This is a genomic window from Nocardioides sp. NPDC006303, assembly GCF_040613175.1.
GTDB lineage: Bacteria > Actinomycetota > Actinomycetes > Propionibacteriales > Nocardioidaceae > Nocardioides.
On sequence record NZ_JBEXRR010000011.1, the window covers coordinates 1 to 24,695 of the forward strand.

General features: G+C 69.7%; 23 protein-coding genes. 12 read left to right on the plus strand and 11 right to left on the minus strand.

All coding sequences use genetic code 11. The features are described 5' to 3' along the window. The first annotated feature begins 181 nt into the window (after window positions 1-181). Both ABZY89_RS10975 and ABZY89_RS10980 read left to right on the plus strand, forming a co-directional pair. The gene (locus ABZY89_RS10975) at window positions 182-655 is read left to right on the plus strand and encodes a hypothetical protein (protein ID WP_355227049.1); all 474 of its coding nucleotides are present in this window, start codon (window positions 182-184) and stop codon (window positions 653-655) included. Then, window positions 652-1,254, plus strand: a complete 603-nt coding sequence (locus ABZY89_RS10980; protein ID WP_355227051.1) for a hypothetical protein — start codon at window positions 652-654, stop codon at window positions 1,252-1,254. The genes ABZY89_RS10975 and ABZY89_RS10980 overlap by 4 nt, the downstream gene beginning before the upstream one ends. Before the next feature lie 98 nt (window positions 1,255-1,352). Here ABZY89_RS10980 and ABZY89_RS10985 read toward each other — a convergent pair whose 3' ends face one another. Genes ABZY89_RS10985 through ABZY89_RS10995 form a run of 3 tightly spaced genes read right to left on the minus strand, consistent with a single transcriptional unit; the run spans window position 1,353 to window position 6,429 of the window. Beyond that, window positions 1,353-3,404, minus strand: coding sequence for an FAD-dependent oxidoreductase (locus ABZY89_RS10985; protein WP_355227053.1), 2,052 nt, complete (start codon window positions 3,402-3,404; stop codon window positions 1,353-1,355). Further along, the gene (locus ABZY89_RS10990) at window positions 3,401-4,915 is read right to left on the minus strand and encodes an APC family permease (protein WP_355227054.1); all 1,515 of its coding nucleotides are present in this window, start codon (window positions 4,913-4,915) and stop codon (window positions 3,401-3,403) included. Before ABZY89_RS10990 ends, ABZY89_RS10985 begins: the two co-directional genes overlap by 4 nt. A 29-nt stretch (window positions 4,916-4,944) precedes the next feature. Beyond that, the gene (locus tag ABZY89_RS10995) at window positions 4,945-6,429 is read right to left on the minus strand and encodes an aldehyde dehydrogenase (RefSeq protein WP_355227056.1); all 1,485 of its coding nucleotides are present in this window, start codon (window positions 6,427-6,429) and stop codon (window positions 4,945-4,947) included. Between the two features lie 99 nt (window positions 6,430-6,528). Between ABZY89_RS10995 and ABZY89_RS11000 the strand changes: the two genes are divergently transcribed. After that, window positions 6,529-7,182, plus strand: a complete 654-nt coding sequence (locus tag ABZY89_RS11000; RefSeq protein WP_355227058.1) for a TetR family transcriptional regulator — start codon at window positions 6,529-6,531, stop codon at window positions 7,180-7,182. A gap of 2 nt (window positions 7,183-7,184) precedes the next feature. Here ABZY89_RS11000 and ABZY89_RS11005 read toward each other — a convergent pair whose 3' ends face one another. Together ABZY89_RS11005 and ABZY89_RS11010 are read right to left on the minus strand one after the other, a co-directional pair. Then, window positions 7,185-7,772 carry a GNAT family N-acetyltransferase gene (locus ABZY89_RS11005; protein WP_355227059.1) on the minus strand — a complete coding sequence of 196 codons (588 nt, stop codon included), beginning with the start codon at window positions 7,770-7,772 and terminating at the stop codon, window positions 7,185-7,187. A gap of 181 nt (window positions 7,773-7,953) precedes the next feature. Continuing rightward, on the minus strand, window positions 7,954-9,177 hold the full coding sequence (locus tag ABZY89_RS11010; RefSeq protein WP_355227061.1) for an MFS transporter: 1,224 nt from the start codon (window positions 9,175-9,177) through the stop codon (window positions 7,954-7,956). Between the two features lie 11 nt (window positions 9,178-9,188). Here ABZY89_RS11010 and ABZY89_RS11015 point away from each other — a divergent pair, with 11 nt between their 5' ends. From ABZY89_RS11015 to ABZY89_RS11055, 9 genes are all read left to right on the plus strand, one after another. Further along, the gene (locus ABZY89_RS11015) at window positions 9,189-9,860 is read left to right on the plus strand and encodes an FCD domain-containing protein (RefSeq protein ID WP_355227063.1); all 672 of its coding nucleotides are present in this window, start codon (window positions 9,189-9,191) and stop codon (window positions 9,858-9,860) included. Window positions 9,861-9,993: 133 nt separating this feature from the next. Beyond that, window positions 9,994-10,683: a hypothetical protein gene (locus ABZY89_RS11020; protein WP_355227064.1), complete on the plus strand. Its 690-nt coding sequence runs from the start codon at window positions 9,994-9,996 to the stop codon at window positions 10,681-10,683. Between the two features lie 178 nt (window positions 10,684-10,861). Then, a complete protein-coding gene (locus ABZY89_RS11025) occupies window positions 10,862-11,515 on the plus strand; it encodes an ANTAR domain-containing protein (protein WP_355227065.1) in 654 nt (217 codons plus the stop codon). A 60-nt stretch (window positions 11,516-11,575) separates the two neighbouring features. Next, window positions 11,576-12,175: a chemotaxis protein CheB gene (locus ABZY89_RS11030; protein WP_355227067.1), complete on the plus strand. Its 600-nt coding sequence runs from the start codon at window positions 11,576-11,578 to the stop codon at window positions 12,173-12,175. After that, window positions 12,175-14,100, plus strand: a complete 1,926-nt coding sequence (locus tag ABZY89_RS11035) for a CheR family methyltransferase (RefSeq protein WP_355227068.1) — start codon at window positions 12,175-12,177, stop codon at window positions 14,098-14,100. The genes ABZY89_RS11030 and ABZY89_RS11035 overlap by 1 nt, the downstream gene beginning before the upstream one ends. A 26-nt stretch (window positions 14,101-14,126) precedes the next feature. Next, a complete protein-coding gene (locus tag ABZY89_RS11040; RefSeq protein ID WP_355227070.1) occupies window positions 14,127-14,975 on the plus strand; it encodes a GAF domain-containing protein in 849 nt (282 codons plus the stop codon). An 80-nt stretch (window positions 14,976-15,055) separates the two neighbouring features. Next, window positions 15,056-15,934 carry a DUF1295 domain-containing protein gene (locus ABZY89_RS11045; RefSeq protein WP_355227071.1) on the plus strand — a complete coding sequence of 293 codons (879 nt, stop codon included), beginning with the start codon at window positions 15,056-15,058 and terminating at the stop codon, window positions 15,932-15,934. Continuing rightward, on the plus strand, window positions 15,931-17,049 hold the full coding sequence (locus tag ABZY89_RS11050) for an FAD-dependent oxidoreductase (protein WP_355227072.1): 1,119 nt from the start codon (window positions 15,931-15,933) through the stop codon (window positions 17,047-17,049). The genes ABZY89_RS11045 and ABZY89_RS11050 overlap by 4 nt, the downstream gene beginning before the upstream one ends. Before the next feature lie 108 nt (window positions 17,050-17,157). Further along, on the plus strand, window positions 17,158-17,868 hold the full coding sequence (locus tag ABZY89_RS11055) for a hypothetical protein (RefSeq protein ID WP_355227073.1): 711 nt from the start codon (window positions 17,158-17,160) through the stop codon (window positions 17,866-17,868). On the opposite strand, the gene ABZY89_RS11060 is transcribed toward ABZY89_RS11055, so the two are convergent. The 6 genes from ABZY89_RS11060 to ABZY89_RS11085 all read right to left on the minus strand — a co-directional run bounded on the left by ABZY89_RS11060 (window position 17,865) and on the right by ABZY89_RS11085 (window position 24,692). Beyond that, window positions 17,865-20,006 carry a hypothetical protein gene (locus tag ABZY89_RS11060; RefSeq protein WP_355227075.1) on the minus strand — a complete coding sequence of 714 codons (2,142 nt, stop codon included), beginning with the start codon at window positions 20,004-20,006 and terminating at the stop codon, window positions 17,865-17,867. The genes ABZY89_RS11055 and ABZY89_RS11060 overlap by 4 nt on opposite strands. Window positions 20,007-20,196: 190 nt before the next feature. Continuing rightward, window positions 20,197-21,048 carry a class II fructose-bisphosphate aldolase gene (locus tag ABZY89_RS11065; RefSeq protein WP_355227077.1) on the minus strand — a complete coding sequence of 284 codons (852 nt, stop codon included), beginning with the start codon at window positions 21,046-21,048 and terminating at the stop codon, window positions 20,197-20,199. A 1-nt stretch (window position 21,049) separates the two neighbouring features. After that, a complete protein-coding gene (locus tag ABZY89_RS11070; RefSeq protein ID WP_355227078.1) occupies window positions 21,050-21,958 on the minus strand; it encodes a hexose kinase in 909 nt (302 codons plus the stop codon). Further along, window positions 21,955-22,893 carry an ROK family protein gene (locus tag ABZY89_RS11075; protein WP_355227079.1) on the minus strand — a complete coding sequence of 313 codons (939 nt, stop codon included), beginning with the start codon at window positions 22,891-22,893 and terminating at the stop codon, window positions 21,955-21,957. The genes ABZY89_RS11070 and ABZY89_RS11075 overlap by 4 nt, the downstream gene beginning before the upstream one ends. Before the next feature lie 4 nt (window positions 22,894-22,897). Next, entirely contained in the window at window positions 22,898-23,818 is a 921-nt protein-coding gene (locus tag ABZY89_RS11080) for a sugar isomerase (RefSeq protein WP_355227081.1), read from the minus strand. 91 nt (window positions 23,819-23,909) lie between these two features. Continuing rightward, the gene (locus ABZY89_RS11085) at window positions 23,910-24,692 is read right to left on the minus strand and encodes a DeoR/GlpR family DNA-binding transcription regulator (protein WP_355227083.1); all 783 of its coding nucleotides are present in this window, start codon (window positions 24,690-24,692) and stop codon (window positions 23,910-23,912) included. Between the last annotated feature and the right edge of the window lie 3 nt (window positions 24,693-24,695).

A 24,695-nucleotide genomic window follows, 5' to 3' on the forward strand; every position in this document is an offset into this window, starting at 1 on the left:
ACCCGGCCGCGGCCAAGAAGCACCTCACCGAGGCCGGCGCCGAGTTGCCGTACCCGATCACATTCACCAACCCGCAGAGCGACAGGGGTTACTCGCAGGTAACCCCTGTCGACCTCCCCGTCGTACCTGGACCTGTGGATAACTTCTGCGGGGAAATTCGACTCTGGGTGATGATCCCGGCATGCCCGTATCCGCTCAGGACTTCGAGCCGCAGGACTTCCACGGGAACCGGCCATGGCTCGTACGCCCTGTGCGCATCGATCCAGCCGGGAAGGTCGGGCCGACGCGAGGTCAGGTGGCCGGCAAGGGGTGGCGACGGGCGAGTCGGGGCTTCTACCTGCCCGCGCGGTACACCGCAGACACGCCGGAGCAGCGGATCGTCGAGGCCGCGATGGTGCTCGGCCCTCACGATGCAGTGACCGGGTGGGCGGCGCTTCGCTGGCTCGGCGCGGAGGCGTTCGACGGCCTCGAGGTTCGACGACCTCAGGACAACGGCTCGACCGCGAGCGGCCGGTTCCGCTCCTGGTGGACGGTCATCGGGTCGACCCGCCCCGGGGCGCGTTCATCACGGCCGAGAGGCGCCAGCTCGACGATCGACGGGTCGTCGATGGCTTGCCGGTCACGCATCCGCTCCGGTCCGTCTGCTTCGAGATGAGATTCGCATCCACGCTGGCCGAAGCGGTCCAGATCTTCGACGTCGCCGCGCAATCCGATCTGGTCTCGAAGCAGGAGGCCGAGACGTACGTCATGCGCCTGTCCGGTTGGACGGGCGTCGACCGATGCCGCGAGGCGATCGCGCTCGGCGACGAGAACACGTGGTCGCGGATGGAGACCGAGATGCGCCTGCTGTGGCGTGACATCGGCCTCGTCGACGTCGTCACCAACCATCCGGTGTTCGACGCGGCAGGCAACCACATCGGTACGCCCGATCTGCTCGACCTCGACCACGGCGTGGTCGGGGAGTACGACGGCGCATTACACCTCGAAGGCAAGCAGCGAGCCAAGGACATCCGCCGTGAAGGAGCATTTCGCCGCGTGGGTCTGGAGTACGTGACCATGGTCGCCGCCGACCGTCGCGATCCCGCCGACTTCCTCCGACGCACCCAAGACGCATGCCGGCGGGCCGGTCGAAATCGGACAACGGGGTGGACCCTGACCCCGCCAGATTGGTGGCTCCCGACAACCACAGTCGAACAACGCCGCTCCTTGACAAGAGATCAGCGCTCGAGAATCCTCCACCGCCGAGCCAGCTGACCCGTACCGGGTACGACGGGGAGTTCTGCAGGGGTTACTCGCGCGTAACCCCTGCAGAACTCCCCGTCGTACCTGTTTCGGCCGCAGAGACGGACGCCTCAGGCCAGCTGGGTCACCTCGCGCCGGAACGGCACCTCGTCGTTGGAGGGCAGGACGGCGTCGAACTCCTCGGCCGCGCGGCGGCCGGACCAGACGGCGGCCGCGATGGTGCCGGGGCCCCAGGAGTCGCCGATGCCGCGTACGGAGGCGATCTCGCCGGCGTCGCGACGGGCGAGCAGGTCGAGGTAGAGCTCCTCGCGCGGGAGGCGGGCGGTCACCATGACGACGGCGTCGCAGTCGAGATCACGCTCGATGCCGGCGTAGACGTCCTGCACCCGGACACCGCTGGTCCCGACCGACGTGACCGCGTGGTCGGTCACCCGGGTGATGCCGTTCTCGATGAGCCGACGCTGGATCCGGTTGATCTCGAAGGTGTTGTTGGTCCACGACGACACCTGCGCGCCGGTGGTGACGATCGAGACGTCGTAGCCCTTCTGCACGAGCAGCTCGGCGAGGACGCCGCCCAGGTAGTAGTGGTCGTCGTCGTAGACGACCACCTTCTTGCCGTCGGGCAGCCGGCCGGCGAAGAGGTCGTCGGGCCCGAGCACCTGCGCGCCCTCGGCGATCGGCATCGCGGTGGTGTGGAAGCGGGCGACGCCATCGGTACGCCACGTGGCACCGATCGCGGTGATGACGTGCTCGAAGCCGAACTCGACGATGTCCTCGGCGGACATCGGGCTCTCGCGGTAGATCTCGACGTTGGGGAGGTCGGCGAGGACGGCCTCGCGGTACTCCTTTACCCGGCCCCAGGCCGAGAGCCCGGGCAGCTTCGACTCGGCCGTCACCCGGCCGCCGAGGTCGCGGCCGGCCTCGGCCAGCACGACGTCATAGCCGCGTACGCCGAGCGCCCGGGCCGCTTCCAGGCCGGACGGACCGGCGCCGACGACGAGGATGCGGGAGTCGCTCTCCTTGGCCCGGATCCGCTCCGGGTGCCAGCCGCGGCGCCACTCCTCCCCCATGCTCGGGTTCTGGGTGCAGCGGATCGGCGACATGGTGAGGTCGCCGGAGACGCAGATGTTGCAGCCGATGCACTCGCGGATCAGGTTGAGCCGGCCGTCGCGGATCTTGTTCGGCAGGAACGGGTCCGCGATCGACGGGCGCGCGGCGCCGATCAGGTCGAGGATGCCGGCCTTGACCTGGCGCACCATCGCGTCCGGCGAGGTGAACCGGCCGACGCCGACGACGGGCTTGGAGGTGAGCTTCTTCAGCCCGGCGACGAACTCCTCCTGGCGGCCCTCGGGCGCGAACCGCGAGGTGACCGAGTCGCCCTCCCAGCTGCCCATCGCGAAGTCCCACAGGTCCGGCAGCTCGCCGAGCTCGCGCAGGACGCCCTCGATGTCCTCGCGGGTGATGCCGCCGTCGATCTCCTCCTCGACCGTGATCCGGCAGGCCACCGCGGCCCGGCCGGCGACCTCGTCGATGGTGTCCTCGAGGAGCTCGCGCAGCAGTCGCATCCGGTTCTCCAGCGAGCCGCCGTACGCGTCGGTGCGGTTGTTGTAGCGCCGCGAGAGGAAGTGGTGCGGGGTGCCGTAGCCGTGGGCGCCGTAGACGTAGACGACGTCGTAGCCGGCCTCGAGCGAGCGGCGTACGGCATTGCGGTGCCAGCGCCGCAGATCCTCGATGTCCTGCAGCGACATGGCCCGGGCCTGGACCGGCGCGATGGTGTCGGGAGCGACCGGGAGGTGCGCGGGCCCGAGCGGGGTCTCGCGGCTGAGCTGGTTCGGTGCGTTCATGCCGTTGTGCGCTAGCTCGATGCCGGCCAGGCCGCCGCCCTCGTGGATCGCGTCGGCGATCCGCGTGAGCGCGGGCAGGTCCTGGTCGTCCCAGATCCGCAGCTCGATGAAGGGCGCGATGTCGGAGGTCGCGTGGATCTCCACCTGCTCGGTGCACACCACCGACCAGCCGCCCTCGGCCTTGATCTTGCGCATCGCCGCCTGGGCGCTGGGGTCGCGGTAGCCCATGCCGTTGCAGTGGGGCACCTGGTAGAAGCGGTTCTTCGTGGTGAACGGCCCGATCTGCACGGGCTCGAACAGGATGTCGTACGCGGTCATCGAGTGGGCTCCTCGGTGGGAACGGACGGGACGGGGGCGCCGACCTCGGCGCGGACGCGGGCACCTCGGACGTACCCGATGCCGCAGAGCAGGAGCAGGCAGCCGAGGGTGCCGAGCGTGAAGACCTCGAAGGTCACCTGGCTCACGCCCCAGATCTCCTTGAACGGGTACGCCTCGCCGAACAGTCGCTCGAGGGTGCCCGGGAACACCGCGACCCACGAGCCGAGCAGGACCCAGGCGAAGGCCACCCAGCCGAGCACCGCGAAGCCGCGGTCGGAGACGGGGACGCGGAAGGGGCGCGGGCGGTCGGGGTAGCGGGTGCGCAGCCGGATCGCGGCCGGGATGACCAGCAGGTAGCTGAGCAGGAACGTGGAGATCGAGATGGTGAGTACGACGCCGAAGATCGACGCGCCCGAGCCGGTCACCTGCATCGCGACGAGCAGGAACACCGTCGCCACGACACCGGAGAGCATGTTGACCCGCACCGGCGTACCGAGGCCCTCGTGGAAGCGGCCGAAGAACCCGCCGAAGAAGGCACCGTCGGCAGCGGTCATCGCCTGCATGCGGTCGGAGATGATCATCCACGCCGCGCCCTGGCTCATCAGGATGTAGACGAAGACGACGGCGGTGAGCGTGAGCAGCGGCTCGGCCGCGGCGCCGTAGACGGAGTAGACGGTGCCGACGGCGTCGAGGAGGCCGCCGATGCCGGTGATGTCGTCGCTGGGGACGACGAGCAGGATCGCGAAGATCGGCACCAGGTAGCAGACCGCGGCGGTCGCGCAGGAGCGGAAGATCGAGACCGGTACGTCGCGGGCCGGGTTCTCCATCTCACCGGCGGCGCTGTTGGAGGACTCGAAGCCGAGGTAGGCGAAGAGCAGGATCGGGACGGAGCCGAACAGGCCGAGCAGGGTCGGGCTGAAGTCGCCGCCGCTGAGGTCGACGACGCCGTTCTTGGCGGCGTAGATGACCGTGGTCAGCACGAAGAAGGCGAGCAGGCCGACCTTGAGGATCGCGCCGCTGGTCGGCAGCCATTTGCCCTTGGCGAGGCTGGCGATCGCGGCGACCACGGTGATCCAGATGAACACGATCTTGAACAGATAGTCGCCGACCGAGCCGTGCTCGAGCGGGGTGATGTACACGCTCACGGTCTCCGCGGCGAGGAAGGCCATCGAGCCGCCGACCCACACCGGCTGGGTGATCCAGGTGAGGATCGCGGCCACCGCGGCGGCCGGTCGCCCGAAGGCGTCCCGGACCCAGGTGTAGGCCCCGCCCTCCTCGCTGAACGCGGCACCGGTTTCGGCGAAGATCAGGCCGTACGGCACGAGGAAGAAGACCGCGAGCACGAGGGCCCACGTGAACGCCTCGGCGCCGTAGAGCGAGACCTGCCCGAGGGTCTCGAGGCCGACGACGGCGGCGATGAGCAGGAAGACGATGTCGAAGCGTCGCAGCGTCTTGCGTAGATGTGACTGTTGCTCGGCCGCGAGGGCGGTCGGCTGGTTGGTCTGCGTCATGGTGTGTCCCTGGCTGGTCGGGCGGGAGGTCAGTGGTTGATCCAGACGGTCTTGAGACCGACGTACTTGTCGAGGGCGTGCAGCGAGAGGTCGCGCCCGAAGCCGGAGCCCTTGAACCCGCCGAACGGGGTCCAGGCGCTGAAAGCGTCGACGCCGTTCACGGTCACGGTGCCGGCGTGGATCCGCTCGGCGAGCCGGTGCGCGCGACTCAGGTTGCCAGTCGCGACCGAGGCGGCCAGGCCGTACGGGGTGTCGTTGGCGAGCGCGACGGCCTCGTCCTCGGTGTCGAACGCGGTGACCGCGAGGACGGGTCCGAAGACCTCCTCGCGGGCGAGGGTGGAAGCGGGGTCGACGTCGTCGAAGACGGTGGGCTGGACGTAGCAGTCGCTGCCGTCGCGGGTGATCCGTTCGCCGCCGGTGACCAGGCGCGCCTTGGAGGTCTTGGCCTCGTCGACGAAGTGCATGATCCGGTCGGTCTGCTCGGGCGAGACGATCGCGCCCATCCCGGCGGCCGGGTCGAGCGGGTCGCCGGGGGCGTACGCCGCGGCCTCCTTCGCGACGAGGTCGACGAACTCCTCGTGGACCTCGCGCTGGACCAGGACGCGGGAGTGCGCCGAGCAGACCGCGCCCTGGTTGAACCAGATGCCGAAGGCGGTCTGCTTGGCGGTGGTGGCGAGGTCCTCGGTGTCGGCGAAGACGACGTGCGGGCTCTTGCCGCCGCACTCGAGCCAGACCTGCTTGAGGTTGGACTGGCCGGCGTACTGCAGGAAGTACGCACCGACCTCGGTCGATCCGGTGAACGCGAGCACGTCGACGTCGGGGTGGAGGCCGAGCGCCTTGCCGGTGGTCTCCCCCAGCCCGGGGACGACATTGAGGACGCCGTCAGGGATCCCAGCCTCGGCGGCGAGCTCGGCGATCCGCAGCGCCGAGGACGGCGACTGCTCGGCGGGCTTGAGCACGACGCTATTGCCGGCGGCCATCGCTGGGGCGACCTTCCAGGCGAGCATGTCGACCGGGTAGTTCCACGGCACGACCGCGCCCACGACTCCGAGCGGGACTCGGCGGATCAGCGCGGTGGTGCCGGGCGGGGTCGGTGCGACCTCGTCGTTGATCTTGTCGATCGCCTCGGCGTAGTAGCGGAACAGGTTGACCGAGAACGGCAGGTCGAGGTCGTACGCATCCACGACCCGCTTGCCCATGTCGAGCGAGTCCAGGACGGCGAGCTCGGCGGCATGGTCGGCCAAGAGGTCGGCGAAGCGGAGCATCCGCTCCCGGCGGAAGGCGACACCCGCCCGCGACCAGCCCCCGTCGTCGTACGCCGCCCGTGCCGCGCGCACGGCCGCGTCGACACCGGCGGTGCCGGCGTCGGCGACCTCGGCGAGCAGCGCGCCGGTGGCGGGGTTGCGGTTCTCGAAGGAGCCCTCCGCGGTGTCGACGGAACGGCCGCCGATGAACGGTCGGGTCCGGAGTCGGACCTCGGCGGCAATCTCTCGCCAGTCCTGGTGGGTACGCACAAGCAAATCCTTTCTTTGCGCTTCACCGCAAATATGAGCCCCGCCACACCAGGTGTCAATCATTCGCCCACAGATTTCACATACGCGTTACGGTTGAGCATGGCTCGACGCAAGGACCAGGCCGCTCGGCGCGAACATCTGACCGCGGCAACACTCACCGTGATCGCGGCCCACGGATTGGCCGGCGCCACGATGAAGAACATCGCCGCGGAGGCCGGGATCTCACCGCGCCTGATCGCCTACTACTACCCCGAGCTCGACGGCCTCATCGAGGCCGCCCACCAGGCCGCGACCGACCGCTACTACTGGTCCCGGCAGCGCGCGATCGAGGGCGACCTCTCCCCCGCCGAGAAGCTCGGCCGCCTGATGTACTCGGGTCTTCCCCGAGGTGAGGACCTTCTCCTGAGCCAGGTCCTCGATGAGATCTCGGTCAACGCGAGCCGCAGCCCGATGCACGCGACGCTGATGACGCTGCTCTTCGACCGCGAGGTCTCGCTCTACAGCGCCGTGCTCGAGGTCGGGCGCGCGACCGGCGTCTTCACGCTGACCGACTCGGCCGAGGCGATCGCCCGCAACTTCGTCGCCCTCGAAGACGCCTTCGGCCTCCACCTGCTCGCCCACAACTCGTCACTCACCCTGGAGCGCGCCGAGCAGCAGCTGGCCAGCTACGCCCACTCCGCCCTCGGCGTCCGGGTCACCCCGATCGACCCCACCTTGCCGACGGACGCAAAGAATTCGGGTCTACGACCCTGACCTCAGGCAGGCTCGACGGTCTTCACCATGACGCAGTTCTTGAGGCCCTTGGGCCGGTCGTAGGTGAAGCCGAGCCGCTCGTAGAGCCGACGGGTGCCGTTGTAGAGGAACGACGACGACATCTTCTTGGTCTGCTCGGTCAGGTCGTGCGGATAGCTCTCGACCCGCCCGCCACCGGCATGCGCGATCTGCTCGAGCGCACCGGTGATCGCCAGCTCCGTCACGCCCTGTCGCCGGTAGCGCTTGTCGACGAAGACGCAGGTGATCCGGTAGTCGGGGTCCACCGTCTTCGTGGCGTCGTACTGCTTGAGGTGGTGGAGCGTGGGCAGCTCGGCCGGGGTGCCGTACTCGGCCCAGGCGACAGCCTCGTCCCCGTCCATCACCAGGGCGGCATGCGCCTCGCCCTGCTCGACGTAGGCCTTCTTCAGCGCCCGGTTCGCCTCTGCCCCTTGCCCGCGCTCGGGTCCGTCCGGATGGAACCAGATGCACCAGCAGCCGCCGAAGATCCCGTTGTGCCGCTGCACGAGTGCATCGAACGCCGGCCAGGTCTCAGGGCTTAGCGGCGCGATGGTGAACGACTCGGTAGCCATGCCGCCCACGGTATTCGATCCCGCACAACCTGGGGCCTCTAGCTCGATACGCCCTACGCTCAACTCGGGTGGAAGAAAAATTTCTTCCACCCGCCAACGCCACCCCGGTCGAGGCGGCATCTTGCGCCGAACGAATTTTCGTTCGCCTCCCCACCCCCGCCATGGCGTGCTCGCTGGTGCTTCAGTCCTCGGCGCGGGCTCCGATGACGACCGGGCGGCCCGCGACGTACCCGGCGCAGATCTGGACGAGGGCGAGCCCCAGAAGGAGTGCGATCGGGACCGACCACGACCCGGTGGACTCGCGCAGCAGGCCGACGAGGAACGGGCCGGCGGCTGCGAGCAGGTAGCCGATGCTCTGTGCCATCGAGGACAGCGCGGTGGTGCCGGCGGTGGTCGCGGTGCGGATGCTGAACAGGGTCAGGGTGACCGGGAAGACGGCGCCGCCGATGCCGACGAGCACCGCCCAGAGCCAGGCACCGGCGACGGGAGCAAGCCAGAGGCCGGCGAACCCGATCGCCAGCAGCGCGGTCAGGACCGCGATCAGGTGTCCCTGCGTGGATGCCCGGATCGCGAGCGTCGGGGCCAGGAAGAACACGGGTACGCCGACCAGGATGCTCACCGCGAGCAGCAGCCCGGCAGTCTCATGACTGAAGCCGGCGTCGGCGTAGATGCTCGGCAGCCAGCTCATCACGACGTACGCGAAGAGTGACTGGGTGCCGAAGACGATCGTCACAGCCCACGCCACCGGCTCACGCCACAGCGAGACCCGGACCGCGCCCCCTCGACGCAGGCCGCGGTCGCGCAGGTGCGGTACCCACGCCAGCAGCGCCAGGGCGGCGAGCAGGGCCCAGACGCCGAGGCCGATCCGCCAGCTTCCGGCCGCATGGGCGATCGGCACCGTGACCCCGGCTGCGATCGCCGCGCCGAGCGACATCACCGCGCTGTAGGCGCCCGTGACCGCGCCGACCCGGTTCGGAAAGCCCTCCTTGACCACGGCGGGAAGCAGGACGTTGGCGAGCGCGATGCCGGCACATGCGACGAACGTGCCGGCGAGCAGCAGCCAGGGGTCGCCGATCACCCGGACCAGCAGCCCGGCGACCAGGAGGCCGAGCGCGACGCCGATGCCACGATGTACGCCGAGCCGGCGCGCGAGCGACATTCCCGTCGCACCGACGACCGCGAAGCACAGCACCGGCAGCGAGGTCAGGAAGGCCCGGGTGCCGGCCGAGAGCCCGTCGAGACTGTCGAGCAGGGCACCGAGGGACGTGATGCCACCGCGCAGGTTGGCAGCGACCAGCAGGACCGCGACCAGCAGCCACACCGTCGACCGAACGGCTGTGTTCGACGGCGGAGAATCGGGGCGGGGCTGGATGCGGGAGTTCACGACCTCTAGGATGCCAGACATCGGATGATTGGATGAAAGGACGGCACGTGCCGCTCTCCACCACCACGCCTCGCTCCCTGGTCGACCAGGCGATCGACGGCATGCGCGCTCTGCTCGCCGACGGCGAGTGGGCCGTCGGCGCCCGCATCCCGCCCGAGCCCGAGCTCGCCGCGGCCCTCGGAGTCAGCCGCAACACGGTCCGCGAGGCCGTACGGGCGCTGGCCCACACCGGCGTGCTGGAGGTGCGGCGCGGGGACGGGACGTACGTCGCCGCCTCCAACGAGGTGGCGGCGATGATGCGTCGTCAGGTCGGCCGGGTCGACCTGGCCCACGTCCTCGAGGTCCGTCACGCGATCGAGACTCGCGCCGCCGCGCTGGCGGCCGAGCGTCGTTCCGAGGACGACCTGCGAACACTGACCGCGATCATGGAGCGGCGCACCGCCGCCGTCGCAGCCGGCAACGCCGACGCCTTCGCCGAGGCCGACGCGGAGTTCCACCTCGGCGTGGTCACCGCGACCCACAACCCACTCCTCATCGAGCTCTACTCCGGCTTCGAGGACACCCTGCGCGCGACCATCCACCTCGACGACGAGACGGCCGAGATCGCCGACGAGCACCTCGGCGTCTTCGACGCCATCCGCGCCCAGGACGCCGATGCCGCCGCGGCCGCCGTCACCGGCCTGCTCCACACGCTCGCTCGCTAGCCACCGGATCGTGTCACTGGCGTCGCCCGGCTGATAGTCTGCTGTTGACCTCGCGGTCTCCCCGTGACCACGAGCCCAACGCCCCTGACCCCGGTAGTCGATCCGTTACGTCTCGGCTCTTGGGGGAGCAGCGATGTCAACACCATCCTCGACCAACGATGCCGGCCGAGACCTTCTGCAAGAGCGCGAGCGCATCGCCGAAGAGCTCCGGGACGTGGCGATGGCGCGCCTACTCACTCTCGGCTTCAAGCTCGTCTCGATCAACAGCTCGGTCCAAGGACCCGCGGCGGACCGGCTGCGAGACGCAGTCGGCGACATCGACGACATCATCCGAGGCCTTCGCAGACTGGCGTTCGGACTCGACCGGCGCGACGACCACGACATCGACCACGACCCGAACGGACTCATCCTGCAGACACTGCTCGACGCGAGCGCCGACTTGTCGGCGCCCAGCGCGAGCATCTCGGTGCACGGCGACCTCGTCCGGCTTCCAGCGACCGTGGCCCGAGGCTTGGCCGAGCTCCTCGGGGGTGTGGTCGTCTCAGCGGCCGCGAGTTCGGGCCGCGGCCGGCCCGACATCACGATCGCGATCGGCGAGCGCGCCATCGACGTCATGGTCACCGACTGCGGCGCCTGGCAGCGCGGAGCCGGTGCCGGCCTGGACCTCGTCGGGATGCTCGACCGCGCCCAGCACCTGGGCGGACGCTGCACCTTCACGCTCGACCCGGACGGCGGCTCCGTCATGCACTGGGACATCCCGTACGCCCCGGCGGGCACCACTTCGGTGACCTCTCCGCGTGCCGACTCCCGCCTGGCCCTGTGACACAGAGCGAGTGGCGCGACGCGTCCCGAAGGGGCATGATCGAGGCGAGGGGAGAGAGGCGAGCGTGAGCAACCCGGAGACACCCTGGCCAGACCTGAGCGACCTTGTCACTGTGCTCGCTGCAGGCGAGTTACCGTCCAACGACCTGGACGTGATCACCGCAGCGGCATGCCGTCTCATGTCCGTCGACGCGGCGGTGCTCAGCAACGCCCACGACGCCGTGCTCTCTCGGGCCACACCTCGGCTCACCTCGCTGAGGGACCTGCCTGCCCCACCGCTGCTCGGGGACCGGCTCATCGCGATGGCCGACACCCGCACGGCCACCGTCGCCGTGGTGCAGGACCTGCGCCACGTATCCCTCACCGATGAGTCGATGAGGGCCGAGCTCGAGGTCGCGGACAGTCTCGGCATCCGTACGATGGCGCACGTCCTCCTTCCCCTCGGCCAGGAGGCCGGCGAAGGCGGCCTCACCCTCTACTCCCAGGAGCCGCACCTCTGGACCAGCGAGGATCTCGGTCTCGCCGGCTTCATCGGTGCGCTGACCTCGGCGTGCCTGACCTCGGCGACGCGCTTGGCCCACGAGAAGAAAGCCGTCGGCCAACTCCAGCACGCACTCGACTCCAGGGTCATCATCGAGCAAGCCAAGGGGGTCCTGGTCGCCAGCGAGTCGATCGATGCCGACGAGGCCTTCGGCAGGCTCCGCGACCAAGCGCGCCGCCGGGGCGTCACGGTGAGAAGCATCGCCGAAGCGGTCGTGAACAACGGATATCGGCCAGGTCCACAGCGGTTGCCGATGCCACCTCGGCCACGCTCCACACATGCGTCCGGATAGATCGTGACGGCCCCATGCTGAAGCCCGATCTCGAACGGGTCCTCCGCTATGCTCGATGATGTGTCTGCTGCCCCGGCGCGATCCACGGCGTTCGATGTCATCGCGATCGGCTCTTCGGCGGGCGGAATCACCGCCTTGGGTCTCCTGCTCGCGGATCTCGCCGCGGACCTACCGGTCCCGCTCCTCCTCGTCCAGCACCTCGACCGGCGCCACGAGACCGTCATCGCCGAGGTTCTGCAACGCCGGTCCCGACTGCGCGTCAAGCTCGCCGAGGACGGTGAGAGCGCAGCACCGGGGATCGTGTACATCGCGCCGCCCGACCGCCACCTCCTGGTCCGCGAAGGCGGCGTGCTGACCCTCACCGAGAGCGAGCTGGTCCACTTCGTGCGTCCATCTGCCGACCTCTTGTTCGAGTCGGTCGCCGCGACGTACGGTGACCGCGCGATCGCCTGCGTACTGACGGGCACCGGGGTCGACGGCTCGATGGGGGTGACCGCGGTCAGCGACCGTGGCGGTACGGTGATCGTCGAGGACCCGGAAACGGCTGAGTTCAACGGGATGCCCGAGGCCGCAGCGGCCACCGGAGCGGCGGCCTTCGTCCTCCCCCTCGACCAGATCGCCAGCGTCCTCGACGGGCTGGTCAGACAGCGGAGAGCATGATGACAGACGACCAGGAGCCCGAGAACCAGGGCCCGCGCGCCGAGTCACCGATCGATGGACAGGTCGATGGACAGGTCGATGGACAGCTCGATGGACAGCTCGAGGAGCTGCTCGTGTTCATCCGCGACGCCCGCGGGTTCGACTTCACCGGTTACAAGAGGTCGTCGCTTGCGCGTCGGATCCAGAAACGGATGACCGACATCGGCGTCGAGAGCTGGACCGACTACCGCGACCGACTCGAGACGGACGCCGAGGAGTTCAGCTACCTCTTCAACACCATTCTCATCAACGTCACGAGCTTCTTCCGCGATGCCGAGGCCTGGACGTACCTCCGGGAAGAGATCATCCCGAAGATCCTCGCGGACGCCGAAGGTGAGGAGGAGATCCGGATCTGGAGCGCCGGCTGCTCCAGCGGCGAGGAACCGTACTCGATCGCGATCGCGTTCGCCGAGGCCATGGGCCTTCAGGAATGCCTCGACCGGGTGAAGATCTACGCCACCGACGTCGACGAGGAAGCGCTGCAGCAGGCGCGGGCGGGTGCCTACGGTACGCGAGCGCTGAAGAACCTGCCCGAGGAACTGCGAGACCGCTACTTCGAGCAGAACGGCACCAGCTACGGCTTCCGCCCGGACCTCCGCCGCAGGGTGATCTTCGGACGGCACGACATCACTCGGGATGCGCCCATCTCTCGGCTCGACCTGCTGGTGTGCCGCAATACGCTGATGTACTTCAACGTCGAGGCCCAGCGCGAGATCATGGACCGGTTCAACTTCGCCCTGGGCGACGGCGGCTTCCTCTTCCTCGGCAAGGCCGAGATGCTCACCTCGAGCGACCGGTTCGGTGTCGTGAACATGCGTCAGCGGATCTTCCGGCGCAACAGCCGCTACGCCCGGGGAAGGGCGCCAGCCGTACGGCCGCGGCCCGAGTCCGCTTACGGCGAGGTCACCAGCGGTGCCAACGGCCGAAAGCGACAGCTGCGGGACAGCCTGCTCGACGTCGCACCGTACGCCGTTCTCGGCATCGACTACGACGGCATCCTGGTCTCCGCAAGCAGCGCCGCACGGACCCAGTTCGGGATCGGGGTGCAGGACATCGGCAGGCCGTTCCGCGATCTCGAGCTCTCCTACCGACCGGTGGAGGTGCGCTCGGTCATCGAGCAGGCGACCAACGAGCGTCGCACGATCCGGCTCACCGGGGTGGAGCGCCGCAGCGCCGACACCACCGAGTCCCAGTTCTACGACGTCGTCGTGCAGCCGTTGACCACCGCGAGCGGCCAGCTGCTCGGTGCCTCGATCGCGTTCGTCGACTGTTCCGCCCAGGTGCTGCTCGAGCAAGAGGTCAAGCGCGTGCGCGAGGACCTCGAAACGGCCTATGAGGAGCTGCAGTCCACCAACGAGGAGCTCGAGACCACCAACGAGGAGCTCCAGTCCGGGATGGAGGAGCTGGAAACCACCAACGAGGAGCTCCAGTCGACCAACGAGGAGCTCGAGACCACCAACGAGGAGCTTCAGTCCGGCAACGAGGAGCTCGAGACGATGAACGAGGAGCTCCGGATCCGCTCAGGCGAGCTCGACGAGACGCGCACCTTCTTGCAGAGCGTGCTCTCGAGCGTGGGCCTCGCGATCGTCGTGCTCGACGACCGGCTCACCGTACGCAGCTGGAACGCCGCCGCTGAGGACATGTGGGGTCTGCGCGCCGACGAGGTGCGGGACGAGGTGTTCTTCGGGCTGGACTTCGGGCTGCCCGTCGCCGAGATCCGCGGCGTCGTCGAGCAGGCCCGCACAGACAACGCCCGCACCGGCCCGGTCGAGGTGCCGGCGATCGACCGCAAGGGCCGCGCCCTGGGCTGTCAGATCATCTGCTCGCCGCTCGTGGGCGAGAGCGGCGGCGTGGTCATCATCATGGAGCCGATCGACCGGCCCTGATCCAGCGACAGGCGTATCCTGGACAGGTGGCCCGCTCCGGTCGATGGGATCTCAACCTGCTGCTGACGCGTGCGGCCGCGGAAGACACCCGCGCCGACTCGGCGGCCGCTCGCGCCGCCGAAGCCGAGCTGCGCGCCATGAGATGCGCCCCGGAGATGCACGACATCCACGTCTCGGCCGCCCGGGTCCACCGTCGTAACGAGGAGCTCCACCGGGCCACCGCCCGGCTCCACCGGTCGCTTGCCCGCCAAGTCACGACCCAGGCGGTGGGCGCCTCGGTCGTCACAGCCATCTCGGAGGCGACGGATGCACCCGATGTTGCACTGCTGCTCCTCACCAGCGACGGAGCAGCGGCGGGCTCTCAGGCCACCGACGGTCTCGGCGAGAGGGCGCAGGACCTGGAGCTCGTGCACGGGGAGGGCCCGTCGCACTCGGCCTGGAACTCGCGGCAGCCGGTCCTGAACGAGGGCGACGAGATCGCGCATCACTGGCCCCACCTCGGGCCGCCGCTGCGCAGTCTGGGGATCAGCACGGTCCTCGCCGTCCCCATCCGTGTCCCCCACGGGGTGCTCGGCGCGCTCACGCTGTACAACCCCCCGGCCCGAATTCGCTGCGGCAGCGCGTTGCAAGGGGCCGCCGATGCCTTCGCTCACTTCCTGGCCCGCACAGTCGATGTCGGCCATGCCCCGGACTCCCTCGATCTGGCCGACATCGACGGGGTGAGCCGACTCCACCGAGCTGCCGGCGTCGTCGCCGTCGACTGCGACTGCAGCGTCAACGATGCCCTAGCGCTGATCCGCGCGCGGTCCTTCGTCGAGAACTGCGCCACCAGCGCCATCGTCGAGCGCGTCCTGAGCGGCGACCTTCGGCTCTGACCGAGCGACACCGCATCACCGAGCCGGCCCCACCGCTAGAACATGTTCCAATTCGTCGGAAGGTCCACTACCTTCGAGCAGTGAGTAAGGCAGAGTCTCTCGTCCGCGTCGCCGCGGCGTACGTCATCGCCCTCGCTGTGGCTTCGGCTTGGCTGATCTGGGGACCCGACACGCGTCACCTGTGGCTCGACGCCCTGATCGCAGACGTCCTCGCGACGCTCGTCATCTTCGCTGCAAGCCGGTTGCACAAGAACTCCAGCTTCTACGACGCGTACTGGAGCGTCGTTCCTCCGCTTCTCCTTCTCTATTGGTGGGCCTCGGCGGGCGAGGACGTCCCCGACGCCCGCGTCATCCTCGTCGCGCTGGTGGTCCTCGGTTGGTCGATCCGGCTGACCGGCAACTGGGTGTACTCGTTCCCCGGGCTCCATCACGAGGACTGGCGCTACCCGCTGTTTCGCGAACGGGCCGGCAGATTCGAATTGATCGTGGACCTCGTCGCGATCCACCTCATCCCGACCTTCCAGGTGTTCTTGGGGTCGTTGCCGATCTACGTCGCGGTCACCAGCCCGGGTCAGGACGTCGGCTGGCTCGACATCGCCGCCTGCGCGCTGGGCCTTGGCGCCGTGGCTCTGGAGTTCGGCGCAGACCTTCAGATGCACCGGTTCACCCGCGACAGCCGACCGGGCCAGGTGATGGACCGCGGACTCTGGGGCTGGTCGCGGCACCCGAACTATTTCGGAGAGATCAGCTTCTGGTTCTCCCTCGCGCTGTTCGGCCTGGCCGCCTCGCCCGACAACTGGTGGTGGCTGTTCGCCGGCACCGTCGCGATGACGGCGATGTTCCTGGGCGCGAGCATTCCGATGATGGAGAAGCGCAGTCTCGAGCGGCGGCCGGCGTACCAGGACGTCATCGACCGGGTGCCCCGCCTCGTGCCGAGACCGCCCAAGGCCGCAGGATGAGGCGCAAGCGGGTCATCATCGCGGGGCTCGGCGAGACGGGTGTCCTGACAGCGGTACGCCTCTCGAAGCACGCCGACGTCGTCGGGATCTCCACCAAGCCAGGGCTGATCAGCGGCCAAGAGCTCGGCGCTCGGGTCAGCAGGCCGGCCGAGTGGGAGCGCGACTACCGGATCTCGTTCGACCGGTTCCGCGGACTTGATCGGGCCGATTTCATTCACGGCACTCTCGTCGGTCTCGAGCTTGCGCACAGGGCCGTCCATGTCGAGTTGCCGGACGGCACAACCCGCCCTGAGCCGTACGACCTGCTGGTGATCTCGACGGGAGTCACCAACGGGTTTTGGAGAAAGCCGGGCTTCCAGACGGACGACCAGATCGATGCCGACCTGCAGCACGTCCACCAACAGCTGCGGAGAGCGGCCTCGGTGATCGTCATCGGCGGTGGCGCAGCGGCCGTCAGCAGTGCGGCCAACGTCAGCGGCACATGGCCGGACAAGCAGGTCGACCTCTACTACCCGGGCGAGCACGCCCTCCCCCAGCACCATCGAAAGACGTGGCAGAGCCTGGAGAAGCGTCTTGTCGAGAGAGGCGTCGGGCTGCACCCGGGCCATCGCGCCGAGCTTCCGCGCGGCTTCGTCGGGGACGAGATCACCAGCGACGCGGTCACGTGGAGCACCGGCCAACCCCCGGCGAAGGCCGACGCGGTCCTCTGGGCCATCGGCCGCGTGCACCCCAACACCGGCTGGCTTCCCGCGGAGATCCTCGACGACCGCGGGTTCGTCGTGGTGGATCCGAATCTCCAGGTCAAGGGGCAGAGCGGCGTCTTCGCGGTCGGCGATGTCGCGGCCACCGACGAGCTGAGATCCTCCGCAAGGAACCGCGCCGACCGACTCCTCGCTCGCAACATCAAGGCAGTTCTCAAGGGGAGGCCGCTCGACAGCTACCAGCCACCCCGTCGCCGGTGGGGCTCGGTGATCGGCGTTCAGCGAGACGGTCTCCAGGTCTTCGCGCCCAACGGACTCCCGTTCCGCTTCCCCGCGTGGACGATCAACACCGTCCTGCAGCCTTGGATCGTGCGTTGGGGCATCTACAAGGGAGTACGCCGCGACCGTGGCTGAGTCACAACGGCGTCGTGACGACCGACGTCGACGTCACGTCTCGGGTGCCCGCATCTGGGGGCGCCATTGTGGTGTCCACGTGAGGGTGGGGAGCCCTACCATCGGCGCATGATCGAGTTCGTCAAGCTGATCGTCGACGTGGTCCTCAAGGCCGTTCCGGGCATCGTGAGCAGAAGCGAACGCGACAAGGCGGCCTATCTCGGGGCTGATCTCTTCCTCCTCTACGTACAGATCAACGACGTGCTCGTGCGGGCCGAGCAGATCGTCACCCAGATGGAACGCTACGACCGGGCCTCGGACATCGAGCTCGCGACGGCACGCGGCGCGCTGCTCGAGCTGGTGACGGATCAGATCTCCGACCTCCGGGTGATCACCGAGCGCCTGCAGGGGCTGCGCTGGGAGCTCCACGTGATCGAGGGCCCGTCCGTCGTCGCCCTCGACCTCCTCCTCACCATCAAGAGCGCGGCGTTGGACATGCTCTCGTACGCGGTCGACCACGACCACCTCCCGCTGGGCACGACGAGCATCGAGGTCGACGAGGAGGGAGTTCGGTGGCCAGGCAACTCGCCCTCGTTCCGTTCCAGCCAGACGATCCTTCACAACATGTTCGACGAGCTCGGCCGGGACAACCCCACGCGAGACCACGAGGTACGCCGCATCCGGGCCTATCTCGAGCACCGGCAGCCGCGGGAGGAGATGCGGGCGATCCGCGAGAACCTGGAGACGCTGCGCGAAGCGATCGCGGCCAACTTCACCATCCAGGACATCCTGATCCGGGCCGGCGACCCACGCCTCGACCGCAGGCGCCGGTTTCGTTAGCGACCCGGGAGATCGACCCGGATGAACTTCGGCCGATACAGGAGCGGGTTGCGCAGGACCGCGCCGAAGTCGGTGCTGTTGCGGCTGTAGGAGACGATCACCGATCCGGGCTGCTCGAGGATGTCGGGGTGAGCCAGCGGCATGTAGCGGAGCTCGCCGCGGGCCACTCCGGACGGAAGGGTGCCGACAGGCGGTTGCGCCCGGAACGGACCGGTCGGTGACGAGGAGGTCCAGAAGACGAGGTCGTCGCCGAGGAACTCGTCGCTCTTGCTGAAGGCGTACCAGCGCCCGTCGCGTTCGAAGACGCTCAGCGTCTGGGAGACGCCGTCGGTCGCGGGGATCAGCTCGCTCGAGGAACCGGCCCGCTTGTTCCAGCCGGTGCCGTCCCAGTAGGTCCATCGGTCGGGGTCGGCGACGTGGTCCGGCGCGACGCGGGCGACGTGCAGGGCGAAGCCGGTGCCGAGCGGCGGGTCGGGCTCACGGGCGGTGCCGTAGAGGTAGAGCCACTCCCCCGACACCGCCGCCGCGGCGCCCCACATCGGCCGGCGGGTGTCGGCGTCGTCGGCACCGATGTCGGTCACCGCGATCAGCTGCGGGACTCCCCCGTCCGGGACCACGAACTGGGCGATGGCGGGTCCGAGTGCCTCGAAGCCGAACGCGTCGTCGGAGTCGGTCGTACGGACCCGCTGCACGGCCACCATGACGAGGGCATATCCCGGCTTGTCGAGCGTGGTCACCGACATCGGCCAGTAGCCCACACCGTCGCCCCGGTCGGGGATGATGGCGCCGCCGGACTCCGGGAGCACGACCTGCAGGCAGTCGGGCTCGACGAGCAGCATCGAGTTGCGTACGAAGCCGGCGCCGGAGAACTTCTCGTCCCGCAGGGTGTCGCCGAACATCCAGATGCTCCGCCCATCACTCAGATGGGCGCTCACCCCCACGTCGCCGCCCTGGAGCGCCGGCTCGGCGCGGAGCCTGGTGATCCGGTTGAGGTCGTCGACGTCCTCGACGGGTCCCGCCGGGATGCACTGGGTCGTCGAGGCGAGGCTGGCGAGCGGGCGCGGTACGGCTTCCCTGTGCAGTGCGGAGGTCAACGCGGTCGCGAGGATCGTCAGGCAGGTGGCCGAGGCGAGGACCAGGCCGAGGTTCCGCCGCCAGGACCGCACCTCCGCGAGAGCGCCATGGTGTTCGACGTCGATCCGGACCAGCCACCGGATCGCCAGCAGCACGACCAGACCGAGCAGCGCCGACCCCGCGATGGTCACCACCGGTTGAGCGATCCCGGTGCGGCCGTCCCCGGAAGCCGCCCACAGCAGCGACTCGCCGGCCCCCGTGATCGTCCATCGGGAGCCGATCGCCCACGCGTCCGCGAGCAGCAGGCGGTCCCCGGCGAGGAGTAAAGGCACCGGCCCAGCGACGATCACCGTCGCCGCGAACAGCAGCCCCGGCAACCCGCCGATGATCTCGCAGGCGAAGGTCAGCGCGCCCGCGGCGAGCAGCGTGGCAGCGAGGACCGACGCCACCAGCATCCGCTCCCCCGCCGGCGCCGGCCCCGCGAGCAGCCAGCCGAAGACGCCCGCTCCCACCGCCAACGCGGCGAGGGCGGTCAGCCGCGCCAGGAGCCGAGGCAGCGTACGCGCGAACGGGCCCCACACGAGCGAGACGACGCACACCAGCAGGAAGCCGGCCAGCGCCGTCGCGAAAGTGACCCAGGACAGCGGCCGCCCCTCGAGCCGATCAGGCGGCGCAGCGAGCACGACCGTACGTCCACGGGTCTCCTCGATCCGCTCCACCTCGGCCTGGACCGCGCGAGCGAGCGCCGGCCGGTGTGCCGTGGCCAGACGCAGCTCGTCCTGGGTGCCGGACAGGTCGAGGTCGAGCTCGGCGACGACGTCACCGCGCTCCAGCAGCTCCGCCGCCTCGGCGCGGCTGTCGACCGCTCCGGCCGAGAACGGGCGCCCCGGCACCGCGTTGACCTGCTTGACCAGCGGAACCGTGACGACGTCGGGCCCGACCAGGACCACCGGAGCCTCGTGCAGCTCTCCGGAGTCGGCGCGGAGCCCGGTGACGATCCAGCCCAAGGCGATCAGCATGAAGACGGCACAGAGCACCACCTCACGGCGACTGCCTGGTCGCACTGCTCACCACCGTCCTCCGTCACCGCAGCGCGCGGTTCATGAGGCCATGTAAGCAGTGCGACCGGGTGGGTCTAGTTCGGGGTGGCGCGCCACCGCTGCGACGCGGCCGCGGTGTCGGTCTGTTGCACGATCAGCCCGTTGGCGCCGGCCGCCAGGTCAATCGCAAGTTGCGAGGCGCCTGTAACGCAGGTCACACTGCGCGGTCTACCCTTGGTCCGCCGATCAGCGCGAGCAGCCGGGCGGCCTCTCCGGCCACCGCATCGCGGCCGGCGCCGAGGTACTTGCGCGGGTCGACCTTGCTCTCGTCCGCGATCGCCGCGCGGACGGCGCGGGTGAAGGTCGCGTTGAGGTGGGTGGCGATGTTGACCTTGGTCATCCCGGCGGCGATGGCCGCCACGATGCCCTCGTCCGGGACCCCGGAGGAGCCGTGCAGCACGAGCGGCACGTCGACGGCGGCGGCGAGGCGGGTGATGAGCTCGTTGTCGAGGCTGGCGGTACGCGTCGTCATCGCGTGCGAGGAGCCGACCGCGACGGCGAGCGCGTCGACACCGGTGGCTTCGACGTACTCCGCGGCCTCGCCGGGCTGGGTGCGGACCCCTGGTGCGTGCACTCCGTCCTTGCCGCCCACCTCCCCGAGCTCGGACTCGACCGAGGCGCCACGCTCGTGACACCAGGCCGCGACCTTGGCGGTGGCGGCGACGTTCGAGTCGTAGTCGAGCTTCGAGGCGTCGAACATCACCGAGGGACACCCCAGCTCGACGGCCTCCTCGACGAGCTCGACCCGGGTCGCGTGGTCGAGATGTACGCAGACCGGCACGGTGGCGCGCTCCGCGATCGCGATGCTCGCCCGCAACAGGGGCGCCACGGAGCCGCGGTAGTCGACGGTGTTCTCGGAGATCTGCAGCACCACCGGACGGCCGGCCTGCTCGGCGCCGGCGACGATCGCCTCGGCCAGCTCGAGCTGGATGACGTTCATCGCGCCCAGGCCGCGGCCGGTGCCGCGGGCGTTGTCGAGCAGCAGCGACATCGGTACCAGGGGCATGTCAGTCTTCCTCGTGGTCGATTCGGCTGACCCTGACGTCGGCCAGGAACGATGCGTACGCGTCGGGGTCGATCTCGCCGGCGACCGGGGTGACCACCGCGGCTGCGCCGAGCGCGGCGGCGTCGCGAAGGATCTCCGGCCACGGCCTGCCGTTGGCGATACCGCGGGCGAGCCCGGCGGCGGCCGCGTCCCCGGCGCCGGTCGGGTTGCCGGTGACCCCGGCGGGCGGGCTCACCTCCCAGCAGCTGCCGTCGGCGTACGCGACCAGCCCGTGGTGGCCGCGGGTCAGCACGACCGGGCCACCGTGGCGGGTGGCGAGCTCGGTGACCGCGGCGGCCGGGTCGTCGAGGGGCCGGCCCAGCAGGCGCGCGGCCTCGTCCTCGTTGGGAGTCAGGACCGCGCCGGTTCCGACCGCGGCGGCCAGCGCGGCGTCATCGAGATCGAGGAGCACCGGTACGCCGGCGGTTGTCGCGAGCCGTGCGATCCGTGCCGGGAGGTCGGTGGGCACTCCCGGCGCCAGGCTGCCGGAGACGACGATGGCCGTCGCGTCTGCGATCAGATCGGCGAGGAGGTCGAGCAGTCGCTGGTCTGCTCCGGGAGCCGCCTGCCGGCCCGGTTCCCACAGCGACGTCGTCGACTCGGCGACGACGACCAGCGTGCGGCGTACCTCCTCCAGCTCGGGCAGGAACGTCGACGGGAGTTCCTGCGCGAGGGCTTCGGCGAAGTCCTGGTCGGCGAGGCCGACGGCATGGGTCGGCTCGCCGAGCTGGTGCAGGACCCGGGCGACGTTCACGCCCTTTCCGCCGAGCCGGCTGGCGACCTCGGCGACCCGGTGGACCTCGCCCACCCGCAGCCGGGGCAGCCGGTAGGTCACGTCGATCGCCGGGTTGAGCGTGACGGTGATGATCATGCGCCCGTCCCCGTCGACGCCAGGGCCAGCCGGGCGGCGCCGACCAGGCCCGCTCGGCCGCCGAGCGCGGAGAGGCGTACGGGCGGGACGGCGGTCACGCCGGCGCGCTCGCGCATCCGGACCTGCAGCGGTTCGAGCAGGTATCCCCTCGCCTCGGCGACGCCACCGCCCAGGATGATCTCGCCGGGCGCGAGCAGTGCACCCACCGCGAGGAAGCCGTCGGCCAGGGCGGTGATCGCCTCGGACCAGACCCGGGCGGCGCGCGGATCGTGCTCGACCCGCGCGACGAGCTCGGCGACGCCGGAGACCCCGGAACCGCCCAGCGACGCGTATCGCCGCAGCATGCTCCGAGCGCCCGCGCGCGTCTCCACGCAGCCGTGGAGCCCGCAGATGCACAGCGGCCCGGCCGGATCCACCACCAGATGGCCGAGCTCACCTGCCTGACCCGAGACGCCGACGATCGGCCTCCCTTCGACGTACGTCACTGCAGCAACACCCGTCCCGAGGACGGCGACGAACGCGGAGGCCGGCGAGCCGGCGTCCACCCAGATCGCCCCCGCGGCTGCGGCCGTGTCGTGCGAGACCGAGACCGGAAGGCCGAGCCGCTCGGCCAGCGGGGCTGCCACCGGCGTGTCGACCAGCCCGAGGTTGACCGCCTTGAGGGAGATCCCGGACTCGGTGTCGACGAGTCCGGGGAAGGCGACCCCGACCCCGGCGACCTGCGACCGGGCCACGGGGCTCAGGCCGGCGAGCAGCTGCTCGCCCAGCTGCGCGATGTCGTCGAGCACGGCCGGGCCGGTGCGGGTGGCCACCCGCGACTCCGCCAACGACACGTCGCCGGCGCCGACCACGGCTCCGCGCACGGAGGTGCCGCCGACGTCGAACGCGAGGGCGAGAGCTCGCTCCGCGGCTGGTTGCGTAGGAGACTCGCTCATCGATTCACTCGGAAGGAACAGCAGCCGGGCTCAGGATGATCGAGCGCGTGAGGTTGCGCGGTGCGTCGGGGTCGAGACCGGCCCGACGGGCCCGCTCCACGCAGAGCAGGTGCACGCGCACCAGCTCGGCGAGCGGGTCGATCTCGTGGTGCACCAGGTCGGCGCCGGTGACCGCGACGTCCTCGGCGAAGCCCGGCACCAGGTCGCCGAAGGCCCACACGACCCGGCCGGGGGCGCTGATCGAGAGCGGGCCGTGGCGGTACTCCATCATCGGGTAGGACTCGGTCCACAGTTGCGCGGACTCCCGGAGCTTGAGCGCCGCCTCCTGCGCGACTCCGTTGGTCCAGCCTCGGCCGACGAAGGTGAGCTGCTCGGCGGTCAGCGCCGCACCAAACGCGCTCTCGCCGGCGCCGATGATCTGCTGGGCCTGCTCGGCGGCGAGGCTCAGGTCCTCACCGAGGTGCCAGCGCAGCATGGCGAGCGTGGTGGTCGCGAAGCGTGTCTGGACCACCGACTTCTCGTCCACCTCGGGCATGAGGATCGGCTCGGCCAGCTCGAGGGCCGGAGTCCCGGGAGAGGACGAGATCACCGTCGCCGGAATCCTGCCGCGGACCCGCGCGAGCAGGTCGACGACCTCGGTCGTGGTCCCGGACCGGGTGATCGCCAGCAGCCGGTCGTAGTCCCGGTCGAGCCGGGCCTCGGTCGGCGTCCAGGCGTCGGTGATGCCGTGACCCTGCTCCTCGCGCAGCGCGGCGTACGCCTGGGCCATGTAGAGCGAGGTCCCGCAGCCGATGACCGCGACCTTCTCCCCCGCCTTCGGCAGGGCATCGGCCGATCGTTCGGCGGTGCTCCTGGCTGCCAGCCAGTTGGCGGGCTGCGTCGCGATCTCGGCTGCGAGATGCGTCGTCGGTGCAGATGCGGTCATGGTGTTGGGTCACCCTCCGATGTGTTGCCGGCTGGACCCGAATCATCCAACGCACTGCGCGTTTCTGTCAATAAAGCACGACAAATGATCATTATCGCTCAGTCGTGACGATGATCTCCGTACCGCCATCGGTCAGTGCCTTCGCGAGCGACTCCGGCACCGGTTTGTCGGTGACGAGCATCGAAACACCAGAGAGGTCGCCGATGCGCGCGAAGGTCGGATGCTCGAGCTTGGTGCTGTCGGCCACGACGATGGTGCGCTGCGCCGCGGCGATGAAGTCGGCGCTGATCTTGGCCTCGGCCGGGTGGATCGTGGTGAGCCCGGCCCGGGTGCTGATGCCGTCGACGCCGAGGATCGCGGTGTCGATGTGGATCTTCGACAGCACCCCCTCACTCAGCGGGCCGACCAGCTCGTAGGACTGGGTGCGAGCGGCCCCGCCGGTCACCACGATGTTGACGTTGGGCCGGATCGAGAGCTCGTAGGCGATGTTGAGCGCGTTGGTGACGACGGTGATGCTGTCGTCCTCGGCCAGGTCGGGGTGGCGCCCGATCGCGCGCGCCACCTCGCTGGTGGTCGTGCCGCCGTTGAGCGCGACCGTCTCACCCGGCACGAGCAGGTCTGCGACCGCGGTCGCGATCGCCCGCTTCGCGTCGGCCTGGCGACCGATCTTGTACTGCAACGGCAGCTCGTACGCCGAGCCGAGCGCGGTCGCGCCGCCATGTGTCCGGGTGACCAGCCGCTGGTCGGCGAGGTGCCCGATGTCGCGGCGGGCGGTCGCTGCCGAGACACCGAGCGCGCTCTCCACCTCCGCGATCGACACGTGCCCGTGCTCGCTGATCAGCTCGAGCAGCTGGTTGAGTCGCTGTTGCCTCATGGG